General features: G+C 72.4%; 11 protein-coding genes and 1 pseudogene. 3 read left to right on the plus strand and 9 right to left on the minus strand.

Features of this window, described 5'->3' with window-relative positions; all coding sequences use genetic code 11:
• Window positions 1-78 precede the first annotated feature (78 nt).
• From ACZ6NZ_RS30345 to ACZ6NZ_RS30365, 5 genes and pseudogenes are all read right to left on the minus strand, one after another.
• Window positions 79-1,023, minus strand: coding sequence for a beta-ketoacyl-ACP synthase III (locus tag ACZ6NZ_RS30345; RefSeq protein WP_465861273.1), 945 nt, complete (start codon window positions 1,021-1,023; stop codon window positions 79-81).
• A 5-nt stretch (window positions 1,024-1,028) separates the two neighbouring features.
• Window positions 1,029-1,946, minus strand: a pseudogene (locus tag ACZ6NZ_RS30350) (ACP S-malonyltransferase); the annotation flags it as partial.
• Window positions 1,947-2,024: 78 nt separating this feature from the next.
• A complete protein-coding gene (locus ACZ6NZ_RS30355; protein WP_465861362.1) occupies window positions 2,025-3,353 on the minus strand; it encodes a PucR family transcriptional regulator in 1,329 nt (442 codons plus the stop codon).
• 10 nt (window positions 3,354-3,363) lie between these two features.
• Complete coding sequence (locus tag ACZ6NZ_RS30360; protein ID WP_465861274.1) at window positions 3,364-4,065, minus strand: response regulator; 702 nt, start codon at window positions 4,063-4,065, stop codon at window positions 3,364-3,366.
• Complete coding sequence (locus ACZ6NZ_RS30365; RefSeq protein ID WP_465861275.1) at window positions 4,062-5,246, minus strand: sensor histidine kinase; 1,185 nt, start codon at window positions 5,244-5,246, stop codon at window positions 4,062-4,064. Before ACZ6NZ_RS30365 ends, ACZ6NZ_RS30360 begins: the two co-directional genes overlap by 4 nt.
• Window positions 5,247-5,675: 429 nt before the next feature.
• Between ACZ6NZ_RS30365 and ACZ6NZ_RS30370 the strand changes: the two genes are divergently transcribed.
• Window positions 5,676-5,987, plus strand: coding sequence for a hypothetical protein (locus tag ACZ6NZ_RS30370; protein WP_465861276.1), 312 nt, complete (start codon window positions 5,676-5,678; stop codon window positions 5,985-5,987).
• Between the two features lie 133 nt (window positions 5,988-6,120).
• Here ACZ6NZ_RS30370 and ACZ6NZ_RS30375 read toward each other — a convergent pair whose 3' ends face one another.
• Window positions 6,121-6,771: a hypothetical protein gene (locus ACZ6NZ_RS30375; protein ID WP_366608953.1), complete on the minus strand. Its 651-nt coding sequence runs from the start codon at window positions 6,769-6,771 to the stop codon at window positions 6,121-6,123.
• Between the two features lie 253 nt (window positions 6,772-7,024).
• Here ACZ6NZ_RS30375 and ACZ6NZ_RS30380 point away from each other — a divergent pair, with 253 nt between their 5' ends.
• On the plus strand, window positions 7,025-7,645 hold the full coding sequence (locus ACZ6NZ_RS30380; RefSeq protein ID WP_465861277.1) for a copper resistance CopC family protein: 621 nt from the start codon (window positions 7,025-7,027) through the stop codon (window positions 7,643-7,645).
• Between the two features lie 215 nt (window positions 7,646-7,860).
• On the opposite strand, the gene gltX is transcribed toward ACZ6NZ_RS30380, so the two are convergent.
• From gltX to ACZ6NZ_RS30395, 3 genes are read right to left on the minus strand one after another with little or no spacing between them, the layout of a single operon-like run.
• A complete protein-coding gene (gene gltX / locus ACZ6NZ_RS30385; protein ID WP_465861278.1) occupies window positions 7,861-9,270 on the minus strand; it encodes a glutamate--tRNA ligase in 1,410 nt (469 codons plus the stop codon).
• A gap of 56 nt (window positions 9,271-9,326) precedes the next feature.
• Window positions 9,327-10,604, minus strand: a complete 1,278-nt coding sequence (locus ACZ6NZ_RS30390; RefSeq protein ID WP_465861279.1) for an MFS transporter — start codon at window positions 10,602-10,604, stop codon at window positions 9,327-9,329.
• Entirely contained in the window at window positions 10,601-11,950 is a 1,350-nt protein-coding gene (locus ACZ6NZ_RS30395) for a GH1 family beta-glucosidase (RefSeq protein ID WP_465861280.1), read from the minus strand. The genes ACZ6NZ_RS30390 and ACZ6NZ_RS30395 overlap by 4 nt, the downstream gene beginning before the upstream one ends.
• A 188-nt stretch (window positions 11,951-12,138) precedes the next feature.
• On the opposite strand from ACZ6NZ_RS30395, the gene ACZ6NZ_RS30400 reads away from it, so the two are divergent.
• Window positions 12,139-12,585, plus strand: a complete 447-nt coding sequence (locus ACZ6NZ_RS30400; RefSeq protein WP_210783445.1) for an SRPBCC family protein — start codon at window positions 12,139-12,141, stop codon at window positions 12,583-12,585.
• Window positions 12,586-12,775 lie beyond the last annotated feature (190 nt).

Below are 12,775 nucleotides of genomic sequence, written 5' to 3' on the forward strand. Positions count from 1 at the left end.
GGTTCCTTTCATCGGGGTTCTTCGGCGGCCGGCGTCGCCGACCGCCAATCCTGGACGCGTACGCGCCCGAGGGGGTCATCAGGGGCAGCGGACGACCTGACCGGCGTAGGTCAGGCCACCGCCGAAGCCGAACAGCAGCACCGGTGCGCCCGAGGGCACCTCCCGGCGCTCGACCAGCTTGGACAGCGCCAGCGGCACGCTCGCCGCAGAGGTGTTGCCGGACTCGACGATGTCCTTGGCGATGATCGCGTCGGGGATGTTGAGCCGCTTGGCGATGCCGTCGATGATCCGGGCGTTGGCCTGGTGCGGCACGAACGCGGCCAGCTCCGACGGGTCGACCCCGGCCCGCTCGCAGGCCTGTAGCGCGAGCGGCGCGATGGCGGTGGTGGCCCAGCGGAACACCGCCTGCCCCTCCTGCTGGATGTACGGGCGCCAGCCCTCGATGCGGACGGCGTCGCTCTTGTCCGGCACCGAACCCCAGACGACCGGGCCGATCCCGGTCGGCTCGTCGTCGGCGGTGGCCGAGACCACCGCGGCACCGGCCCCGTCGGCGAAGATGATGCAGGTGGAGCGGTCGGTCCAGTCGGTGAAGTCGGACAGCTTCTCCGCGCCGATGACGATCGCGTTGCGCGACGCCCCGGCCCGGATGGCGTGGTCGACGGTGCCCAGCGCGTACGCGAAGCCCGAGCAGGCGGTGTTGAGGTCGAATGCGCCCGGCGCGGTGATGCCCAGCTTGCCGGCGACCCGGCAGGCCACGTTGGGGCTGCGGTCGATGGAGGAGCAGGTGGCGACCACGACCAGGTCGATGTCGGCGGCGCTCAGGCCCGAGTTGGCCAGTGCCTTGCCGGCAGCCGCAGCAGCCATGTCGGCGACCGTCTCACTGTCGGCGATGCGCCGGCTGACGATGCCGACCCGGTCGCGGATCCACTCGTCGTTGGTGTCGACGAGCTGGGCGATGTCGTCGTTGGTCACGACCCGGGAGGGCTGGTAGTGCCCCATCGAGACGATGCGACTGCCAGTCATGAACGGCCTCCGATACGGGCGATCAGGTCCCGTGCGGCCGGCAGGTCGTCCGGGGTGTTGAGGGTGACGATCTCCGGGGCGGCGTCGCCCTTGAGTTCCCGCTTGACCAGGCCGGCGAGGGTGCCGGCCGGGGGTAGTTCGATCACGCCGGTGACCCCGAGGTCGGCCAGCGTGCGCATGCACAGGTCCCAGCGCACCGGTGCGGTGACCTGACGGACGAGGCGCTGCACCATGGCCGCGCCGTTGTCGACAGCGGTGCCGTCGAGGTTCGACAGCAGGGTGCGGGCCGGGTCGGCAGGGATGATTCCGGCGGCCTCCGCGGCGAGCGCGGTCTCCGCCGGAGCCATGTACGGGGTGTGGAAGGCGCCGGCCACCTGGAGTCGGATGATCCGGGTCCGGGCGGGCGGCGCGGCGGCGAGTTTGTCGAGCCCGTCCAGGGCGCCAGCGGCGACGATCTGCCCGGCGCCGTTGCGGTTGGCCGGGTAGAGCCCGTTCGCCTCGATCGCGGCGATCACCTCGTCGGGATCACCACCGAGCACCGCGGCCATTCCGGTCGGCTCCAGCGCACACGCGGCGGCCATCTCCCGGCCGCGAACGCCGGCCAGGGTGATCGCGGCATCGGCCGACAGCACACCGGCCAGGGCGGCGGCACCCAGCTCGCCGACACTGTGGCCGGCGGTGACGGCGACGCCGTCCAGCGGCAGGTGCTCGGCCGCCAGCAACGCCGCGGCGACCAGCAACGGCTGGGTGCGGGCGGTGTCCTTGATCTCGTCGGCGTCGGCGTTGGTGCCCAGGTGCAGCAGGTCCACCCCGGCCAACGCCGACCAGTCGCGCAGTCGCGCCTCAGTGCCGGTCAGGTCGAGCCAGGGGGTCAGGAAGCCGGGTTTCTGAGAACCCTGGCCGGGACTAAGTACGGCGAGCACGTCTATGACTCTCCCGGATAATGGCGGGTAACGCGGTGCCGCCTTCCACCAAACCACACTAGGACCTTTAGTGGTTTCCTACAAAGATCGGCGGGGATCATCCTCGGTTTGGGACGATTTCCGGGTAGCCGGGGTCATTGTCTGAGTCGGGACCGCCGAGACCAGCGGGGCGACCGGGTCCAACCGACCCACGGTCAGCGCCACCTGAAGGGCGAACGCGTCGCGCGGCGACAGTGGCGAGAACCCGGTCACCTCGGCGATCCGGCGCAACCGGTAACGCACCGTGTTCGGGTGCACGAACAGTGCCCGGGCCGCGCTCTCCAAGGTGCCACCGGCGGCCAGGAAGGCGTCCAGGGTGGCCAGCAGCTCCCCACCGGCGCGCACCAGCGTCGCGTACACATCGTGACGCAGCCGCCGACGGGCCTCGGTGTCGCCGGCGAGGGCCCGCTCCGGCAGCAGGTCCGCGGCCGGCACCGGCCGGGGCGCGCTCGGCCAGGCCGGTGCGGCCCGAAAGCCGGACAGCGCGGCCCGTGCCGACTCGGTCGCCTCGTCCAGGCTCGGCACGGCGGGACCGACCACCACCGGGCCGTCCCCGAACGCGCTCAGCAGCTTCGCGGTGGCGGTCAGCGGGTCGGGTGCGCCGCCCAGCACGATCACCAGCCGGTCGCCGTGGACGCCGCCGATCACCTCCACGCCGATCCGGCGGGCCTGCCGGTAGACCACGTGCAGCACCGCGGAGACCTCGCCCCCGGGCGACCGACCGACCGCCACCGCCACCGGCGGCGCGTCCGCCCAGCCGAGCGCGGCGGCCCGGCTGGCCAGGACGTCCGGCGAGTCACCGCGCAACAGCGCGTCGACCAGCAGCGCCTGCAACCGGGCGTCCCAGGCGCCGCGCGACTCGGCGGCCCGCGCGTACACCCGGGCGGCGGAGAACGCGATCTCCCGGGAGAAACGCAGCACCGCCTCGCGTAGCTGCTGCTCCTCACCCTCGGCGGCCAGGTGCGACACCTGCTCCTCGACCACGTCGATCGTCACCTTGATCAACGCCACGGTCTGTTGGAGGGTGATCGAGCGGGCCAGCGCCTGCGGGGCGGCGGCGAAGACCTCGTCCGAGACCTCCTGGGTGCTGTCCGCCGTGCCGCCACCCTCGCGCAGCCACTGCACCAGCGACCTCGCGCCCGCCTGCGCCACCAGCATCACCCAGGAACGCTGGTCGGCCGGCAGCGCCCGGAACCAGGGCAGCGTCTCATCCATCCGGGCCACGCTGGAGGTGGCCAACGCCCCCGCCGATCGTTCGATCCGGCGCAGCGTGGCCGACAGTTCCCCACCGCCCGGCGTGCTCACCGCCCTAGCCTGACACGTCGTGAGCAGGCCAACCACGCCGGCACCGGTCCGCCACGTGCCCAGCGGGCCCGTCTCACGACCGCGGGGGAGCGGGCAGGCCCACCTCCTGGGCCAGGATGGCGGCCTGCACGCGGCTGCGGAGGTCCAGCTTCGCCAGGATGCGGCTCACATGGGTCTTCGTGGTGCTCTCCGCCAGCACCAGTCGATCGGCGATCTGCTGGTTGGACAGGCCCAACCCGAGGCAGGCCAGCACGTCACGCTCACGCGGGGTGAGGGTGGCCAGCGCGGCCCGCGCGTCCGCCGACGCACCCGGCGCGGTGGCCGCGAAGGCGGTGATCAACCGACGGGTCACAGTGGGCGCGATGAAGCCGTCGCCCCGGGCCACCGTCCGCACCGCGCTCACCAGGCCGGCGGCGTCGGTGTCCTTGAGCAGGAACCCGGCCGCCCCGGCCCGCAACGCCCCGAAGACGTACTCGTCCAGGTCGAAGGTGGTGAGCACCAGCACGTCGGCCAGCCCGTCGCTGACGATCGCCCGGGTCGCGGAGATCCCGTCCCGGTGCGGCATCCGCACGTCCAGCACCGCCACGTCGGGGCGCAACTCCCGGCACAGGCTCACCGCGGCGTTGCCGTCGGCCGCCTCGCCGACCACCTCGAGCCCCGCTGAGCTGTTCAGAATCAGGGCCAGTCCGGCCCGTACCGCCGGCTGGTCGTCGGCGAGCACCACCCGTACCGTCGCCGGGCCCGTGTCGTCCGACGGCCGCGCCGGCCCGGTCACCCGCCCTCCCCGGTGGGCAGGGCCGCCCGCACCTGCCAACGGCCGTCGTGCGGCCCGGCGGTGAACCGGCCGGCCAGCAACGTGGCCCGCTCCCGCATGCCGATCAGCCCGGCCCCGGCGCCCGGCAGCCCGGCCCCGCCCCGACGCACCGGGTTCTCCACAGTCAGCACCACCTCGGCCGGCCGGTACGCGATCGTCAGCTCCGCCTCACCCGTACCGTGCTTGAGCGCGTTCGTCAGCGACTCCTGCACGATCCGGTACGCGGCCAGGTCCACCCCCACCGGCAACGCGCCCGGCGTGCCGTCGGTCCGGACCCGCACCGCGAGGCCGGCAGCCCGGACCCGCTCGACCAGCTCGTCCGCCTCGGCCAGCCGCGCGGTGACCACCTCCGGCGCGGCCGGGTCGGCGCTGGTCCCGGGCTCGCGCAGCACCTCGATCATCTGACGCATCTCGGCGAGGCCCTGCACGCTGCTCTCCCGGATCACCCGCAGGGCCGACTCCACCTGACCGCGATCCAACCCGGGGACGGAGAGCACCGCGGTGGCGTGGATGGCCACCGCGCTGAGATGGTTCGCGACCACGTCGTGCAGCTCCCGGGCCATCCGGGCCCGTTCCGCGCTGACCGCCTGCCGGCGGTCCAACTCGACCAGCCGGGCGGTCTGCTCGGCCCGCGCCCGCTCGGCGGCGGCCTGATCGCGGTACTGCCGCACGCTGATGCCGGTCAGGACCGGCAGCAGGCCGACGAGCACCACCAGCACGCCGATCGCAACCCCGCTCCACTCGTCGGTGAGGATCACGCCGACGACCGCACCGACCACGCTCAGCCCGATGGTCGCCCGCAGCAGCCACCGCCACAGCCGTGGCGGGCCGTAGACACAGGCGTCGTAGAGGACCTGCGTGTAGATCAGGATCGCGCCCAGCGAGCCCCCGAGCGCGATGTCCACCACCACTGCCATGGTGCCGACGGCGAGGCTGGCACGCGGGGCGACGAGGCGCAGGCCCACCGCGACGCACATCGCCAGCAGCGATGGCAGGAACAGGACCGCGGGCACGTCCGGGTGGGGACGGATCTGCGGTTGCCAACCCAGGGTCCACAGCACCAGCCCACCGGCCAGCGACGCCCCGGCCAGCGCCAGGTCCCGGCCGCGGGTGCCGGAGCCGAGCCACGGTGGCGGACGCATCCCCCGATCCCACCACAGCCGCACCGGGTCGGAGTCCGACCGGGGGAGGAGACCGCCGCCTGCGACATGCGCCGAAAGGGGTACGCGGGCCGCGCCTCGCCGCGCCCTCTGCGTCATCGACCGGGCCGAGGGCGGGGCGCAGGCGCTCGTTCATCACGGCGTGACACTGCGGGCGCTCTTCGCCCGCGCCGACCTGGAGGCTCACCGCGCCCGCCGACCGCCGGTCCGCCGCGGCGCCGAACCCCGCGGTGAACGACACGAAAAGAAGCTGTGAACTGCGTAACCGGCTCCCGCGCTCAGCGGCGTCGGCGGGGACCGGCCGGGTCAGGACCCCGGGTACGCTGCGCGCGGCCCGTCGGTCCCGGCCAGTACGGTGACAGGGCACCTCGGGGAGCATTCGAGGGTGAGGCGAGCGTGAGGAGACCGGGGATGGCGCACGGGGAGGCCGAGCACGGCTGCGCCCAGGGTGAGCCCTGCCGGCCGGGGCACCACGACCCGCAGGCGGCTGGCAAGCCCCGCCGGCCGGTCGGCGGTGCGCCATCGTACCCGGTGGAGCCGCTGCCGGGGCGCATCGACGACGAGCCCGTGCTGCCGCGCCAGCGTTCAGCCGAGCCCGACTCGGACGTTCCCGCTGGTTGCCTCAGTGAACTTTCCGGCTGGGCCGGGGCACACCGGCACGGAGCGGTCCGGCCGCGTCCACGAGCCACCCGCCGGGAGCGCCCACCGCGCCGCTGGTGCTGAACACCGCGTTCGGGTGCCCGGTCGGCCGACGCACCCACTGACCAGCGAGTGCGTCGGACCGTCGCGGGTTGGGGCCAGGGGCGTGAGGCCGGGCTGCTCGGCCTGCCCGATCAGGCTCAGTGCGTGCGCCTGCTCAGCGGGTGCGCCTGCGGATCAGCAGGGCGATCCCGGCGAGGCCGACGGTGATGGTCAGCATCACGCCGACGTTGAGCAGCAGCAGGCGCTGCAGGTCGCCGAGCGCCTCGTCGAGGTCCTTCGCCGGGTCGAGCGTGTCCTCCGGGAGGACACGCTCGCCGCCGCCCGCGCCGCCACTGACCGTGTCGAACTGCCGCTCCAGCGGAACACCGGCGGTGCGCAGGGTCTCGGACATGCTGAGCCGACCCAGGAACCAGCCGGCGCTGGTCTTACGGCCGTCCGGCTGCTTCGCCGGCCGGAAGACGCGAGGGCCGCCGATCGCCTTGGGATAGAGGTCATAGGTCTGCTTCGGCGTCTCGCCGGCGAGCACCACGACGGTGTATTTCGGACCGAGGTTGGCTGCCTTCGGACCGGTCGGCATGCCGGTGCGCGCGAGGAAGTTGACCTGGTCGATGACCGCGCCCACGAGGGCGGGATCGTTCTCCGCGCGCAACCGCAGCGGTGCGGACAGCCCCGTGCCGGTGATGTCCACTCCGGCGGGTGCTGGCTTCGGCGCAGCAGTGGCCGAGCCGGCGGTGCCGAGCGACAGCAGTGCCACCGCCAGCGTGCCCGCCAACACGGCGGCCAACCGCCTCATGTGTCGGAGCATCCCGCCTCCTCGCCCCGTTCGATGGATGGCTTCGTGGTGACGTCCGGACCGATCTGCCGGCGCGGCATCGACCGGGATGGTCGCGTCCACTCCTACAGACTCCGTAGAACGTCGATGAGTTGCAGCTTTTGGAACAGTAATTGGAACTATCTGCGATCTCTGCTCGACTAATGAGGAGCCGTTTGATCAGCGGGCGGATCGTACCCTTACGGAGGGGTTCATGGGGGGCAGGGTTACACGTACGGTGCGGGTCGTGCCAGTGGTGCTCGGCGTGGCGTTCGGTGTGTCGTTTCTGGTGCCGGCGACTCCGGCCGCCGCCCACAACCAGCTGACCGGCAGCAACCCGCGCGACGGCGCCCGCGTGGCGTCGGCACCCGCCCGGGTCGAGCTGCGGTTCCTCGCCAAGCCGTCGCCGACTACGACGAAGATCACAATAACCGGACCGGACAATGTGGTCGCTGGCGGGACTCCCGCCTTCGACGGCAGTCGGGTGCGGGTGCCGTTCAAGCCGGCCGCGGCCGGGCTCTACATCGTCGGCTACCAGCTCGCGTCGTCCGATGGGCACCCGGTGAAGGGCGAGGTGCGGTTCACCCTCACCACCGGCACCGCAGCCGACCCCACTGCCTCGCCGTCGGCCAGCGCCGGAACCAACCCGGCGAGCTCGCCCTCGGCCGGAGCGTCGGCTGTCGGCGTACCCTCCGCAGCCTCGCCGTCGGCGGCGCCCGGCAGCTCGACGGCCTCACCGGTGCCGGCCGCCTCGGAGCAGTCCGACTCCGGCGGTCGCTGGTGGATCTGGGCCCTCGGCGGCCTGCTGCTGCTCGCCGCACTAGCGGCCGGCCTGTTCCTCCGCCGCCGCCGCCGAGCCACCCCCTAGTCGATCACCTGATTGCCCGGTCCGTCCCAACCCAACCGGGCATCACCACCCCCCCCCGCCACCACCCCCCGCCGCCGCCGACCCGGCCCTACTCCGCGATCTTGCACTTTCTGTCCCGACACAAGGGACATCCCGCCTATGTCGACAACCGAAACTGCAAGATCGACGCGGGGGAAGCGGGGGCGGGGCGGGGTGGGGGCGGGGCGGGGTGGGGGTTAGGGCAGGCGTAGGCGGGCGGCTCGGATTCTGGTCAGGGTGCGCTCGCGGCCGAGCACCTCCAGCGACTCGAAGAGCGGCAGACCCACGGTGCGGCCGGTGACGGCGACCCGTACCGGCGCCTGCGTCTTGCCGAGCTTGAGACCCCGCTCGGCGCCGACCGCCTCCAGCGTCGACTTCAACGACTCGGCGTCCCAGGACTCCAGCGCCTCGAACGCCGCGACTGCGTCGTCGAGCAGCTCGGCCGAGCCGTCCTTCATCGTCTTGGTCCAGGCGGCCTCGTCGATCAGCGGTGAGGCCAGGAAGAGGAAGTCGACGTTCGGCACGATCTCGCTGAGCACCGCGATCCGCGTCTGGGCCAGCGGCGCCACGGCGGCGAACGCGTCGGCGTCGAACTCCTCCGGCTGCCACGGCGGCGGGGCGATGGTGCCGGTGCCGGTCAGCCAGGGCTGGCAGGCGTCGATGAACTCGGTCACCGGCAGCGCGCGAATGTACTCGCCGTTGAACGCGCGCAGCTTCTTCTCGTCGAAGAACGCCGAGGAGAGGTTGACCTCGTCCAGCCGGAACTCGTCCTCGATGACCGACCAGGGAACGATCTCCCGGTCGCCGGAGGGGGCCCAGCCGAGCAGCATCAGGTAGTTGCGCATCGCGCCGGCCAGGTAACCCTCGTCGCGGTACGCCTCCAGGGCGACCTTGTCCCGGCGCTTGGAGAGCTTCTGCCGCTTCTCGTTGACCACCACCGGCACGTGTGCCCAGATCGGCGGCTTGACCCCGAGGGCTTCCCAGAGCAACTGCTGCTTCGGGGTGTTGGGCAGGTGCTCCTCGGCCCGGATCACGTGGGTGATCCCCATCGTCATGTCGTCGACGACGTTGGCCAGCAGGAAGACCGGCGAGCCGTCGCCCCGGGCGATGACGAAGTCCTCGATGAGCTTGTTCTCGAACGTGGGCTCACCCCGGATCAGGTCGACCACCACTGTCGCGCCCTCGTCGGGCGTACGGAAGCGCAGGGCGTGCCCGGGGCCGGGGCCGAGGTTACGGTCGCGGTGGTAGCCGTCGTAGCCCTGGTACTGCGAGCCGGTGCGGGCCTGCACGTCCTCGCGGGTGCAGTCGCAGTAGTACGCGCGGCCCGACTCGTACAGGCGCTCGGCGGCGGCCCGGTGCTCGCCCGCGTTCGCGGACTGGAAGTACGGGCCCTCGTAGCTGCCCCGGGAGATCCCGATCCAGTCCAGCGCGGAGAGGATGCCCTCGGTCCACTCGGGCTTGTTGCGCGCCGCGTCGGTGTCCTCGATACGCAGCACGAACACGCCGCCCTGCTGCTTGGCGTAGATCCAGTTCTGCAGCGCCGAGCGGGCGCCGCCGACGTGGAACATACCGGTCGGGGAGGGGGCGAAGCGCACACGTACTGTCACGTCCCCCAGCCTACGGCGGCCCGCGACTGCATTCCGCCACCGCCCCCCAGGCGGGCTCAGGGGACCGAGCGGATCTTGACGACCAACGCGCTGCCGAGCAGGGTGACCACGGCGGTGACCGCGTAGAGCGTGGGATAGCCGCCCAGGTACACCACGAGCGGGGCGGAGAGCGCCGGGCCGAGCACCTGCGGCGCCGAGTTGGCGATGTTGATGACACCCAGGTCCTTGGCCCGGTCGGTGGCCCGGGGCAGCACCTGGGTGATCAACGCGGCGTCCACCGAGAGGTAGACCCCGTAGCCGGCGCCGAGCAGCAGCGCCGCGACGATCGCCATCGGCCACACCGGCGCGACCGCGAGCAGCAGCGCCGCCACCGCCATGATCAGCCCGGAGACGATCACGTAGATCTTGCGGCGGCCGGAACGGTCGGACAGCCGGCCGGCGACCACGGCGGTCAGCATCATCCCGAGCGTGTAGAGCAGGATCAGCACCAGCAGGCCGCCCTCGGGGTCGGGGTGGCGCACCCCGTCACTGAGGAAGTACAGCAGGTAGAGGGTGCCCAGGGCGTTGCCCAACTGGACCAGGAACCGGGTGATCCAGGCCCAGGCGAAATCCGGGTGCCGGCGGGGGCTGATCCACATCGAGGCCAGCAGCGCCCGCGTCCGGATCGCCGGCCGATGGGTACGCGGCAGCGGTTCGTCGGGCGTGAGCAGCGCGAACGGCAGCGACAGCAGCAGGACGGCCACGGCGATGGCCAGGTAGCCGGCGGCGTTGCCGGTGACCACGGCGGTGACCAGCACCGCGCCGAGCACCAAACCGAGCGCCTGCGGGATGCCGACCCACCCCGAGACGCCGCCGCGCTGGCGCACCGGGACCCGGTCGGGGATGGCGGCGGTGAGGCTGGCCAGCATCGCGTTGAAGCAGACCTGCGCGGCCACCCAGCCGAGGGCGACGCCGAGGATGGTCCGTTGCTGGGCCAGCAGCACCAGCGCGGCCGCGCCGAGCACGGCCCCGCCCGCCGTCCAGACGTGCCGACGGCCGAGTTCGCGGCCGGCGATGCGCAGGCAGGTCCGGTCGGAGAACGCGCCCGCGAGAGGGTTGGCCAGCACCGCGGCCAGCGCGCCGAGGCCGGTGACCACGGCCAGCATGTTCTCCTTCTCGCCGGGCGCGATCTGCTCGATCTGCTGCGGTAGCAGCACCTGGATGGGCGTGAAGAACGCCATCCAGACGCCGAGGTTGGCCGCGAAGATCAAGCCGATCCAGCTCCGCCGCACCGGCACCGTCGGCTCGGCCAGCGCCGCCGGCAGCGACGCCGGCGTCGGGTCGAGGGTGGTCACCGCGCGGACCCCGGCCGGCTGGCCGCGATGACGTCCCGCAACCAGGTGTACGACGACTTCGGCGTACGGGTCTGGGTGGGGTAGTCGACGTGCACCAGCCCGAAGCGCTTGGTGAACCCCTCGGCCCACTCCCAGTTGTCCAGCAGCGACCAGACGAAGTACCCGCGGACGTCCACCCCGTCGTCGATGGCGGCCCGGACCGCCCGCAGGTGCCCGTCGAGGTACGCGATCCGCTCCGGGTCGGCCACCTGCCCGTCGGCGTCGGGCTCGTCGTCGTACGCGCAGCCGCTCTCGGTGATCTCGATGGGCGGCAGCGCGTCGCCGTAGGTGTGGCGGAGCCAGCCGAGCAGTTCGCGCAGCCCGTCGGGGTCGACCGGCCAGTCGAAGGCGGTACGGGGGTAGCCGTCCAGCGGCACGAGGTCGAACGGCAGGGGTGAACCCTCCTCGGCCGCCCGTACCCCGGTGGGGTTGTAGTAGTTGACCCCGAGCACGTCGATCGGCGTCGCGATCGTGTCGAGGTCGCCGGGGTGGATGACGCTCGGGTCGAAGCCGGGCAGCTCCGGGTAGCCAAGGCCGAGCAGCGGGTCGGTGAAGAGCCGGTTGTGCAGCGCCTCGTACGCGGCCCCGGCGGCCCGGTCGGCGTCGCGGTCGCCGAGCACCCGCACCGGCGAGTAGTTGTTGGCGATCGCCACCGGGCTGGCGCTGTGGGACCGCAGCGCGGCGACCGCGAGCCCGTGCCCGAGCAGTTGGTGGTGGGCGACCGGAAAGGCGTCGAACAGCAGCATCCGGCCGGGCGCGTGCACACCCATGCCGTAGCCGAGGCTCATGTGGATGAACGGCTCGTTGAGGGTGATCCAGAGCCGGACCCGGTCGCCGAGGCGGGCGGCGGTCTTGTCGGCGTACTCGGCGAACCGGGCGGCGGTGTCCCGGTGCATCCAGCCGCCGGCGTCTTCGAGGGGCTGCGGCAGGTCCCAGTGGTAGAGGGTGGCCACCGGGTCGACGCCGGCGGCCAGCAACTCGTCCACCAGACGGTCGTAGAAGTCCAGGCCGACCGGGTTGGCCGGGCCGCCGCCGGTGGGCTGGATCCGGGGCCAGGCGATGGAGAACCGGTACGCGGAGACGCCCAGCCCCGCCAGCAGCGCCACGTCCTCGGTGTGTCGGTGGTAGTGGTCGCAGGCCACCTCGCCGCTGCTGCCGTCGCTGATCCGCCCGGTGGAGCGCGCGAAGGTGTCCCAGATGGACGGACCCCGTCCGTCGGCGGTGGTGGCCCCCTCGATCTGGTGGGCCGATGTGGAGACGCCCCAGCGGAAGCCGGTGGGGAACTGGGGCATCGGTGCGGTCGACATGCGCCCTCCCGGTCAACGTGAAACGTGTTCGGGACTTTAAAGCGCTCTCGATGAATGCGCCATAGGCCGCCCTGGCGTAATCCGCAATGGTTGATCGGCGTGTCTTTTTCCGAACCCGTCCGGGTAAGTCCGATTTAGCGCATAGAGTGCCGATATCGTGGGATGTCCTCACCGGAGGAAAGACGGAAATGATCCTCGTGGAACGCAGTGCGCACGTGGCGGCGCCAATTGAAGTGGTCTGGGATGTCGTGCAGCGGGCCGAGCAGTTGCCGGCCTGGCTGGCCGGGGTCCGAGCGGCCGAAGTGCTCTCGGGAGAGGGCTTCGGGCGGCGACAGCTCGTCCAGGCGGGGCGCGGCTCGGCGCATGAGGCCGAGGTGATCGCCTATCAGGAGCCGACGCTGATCGGCTGGCGGGAGCGGGCCAAGGGTGCTGGATCTCGGGCGGAGGCGCGCACCGAGATCTACGTCCAGCTCACCGGAGACGAGGAGGAGGGCGGGACCATCGTGCGCCTCATCGTGGTCCGCTGGCCGGCCGGCCCGGTCAAGGCGGCCATGCTCCGCCTCGGACTGCGTCGGGTCGGCGCCGACCTGGAGGACTCGCTGGCCCGGCTCACCGACCTGGCCGCCGTCGGCTGACGAGCGCCCATCCTCCCGGCGTCACCCGCGACGGCGGTGGTCCGGATTCCCACCAGGGCCCCCGGACCACCGCCGCCCCGCCCGCGCTCCGTCGATCATGGACTTGTGGTGCCTGGTTCGAGGGGAAGTGGCCGGTTCGTCCCCCACCACAACTGCATGATCGACCAGGTCGGGGGGTGGGTCGGAACCG

The sequence above is a fragment of the Micromonospora sp. NPDC047756 genome, from assembly GCF_055587245.1.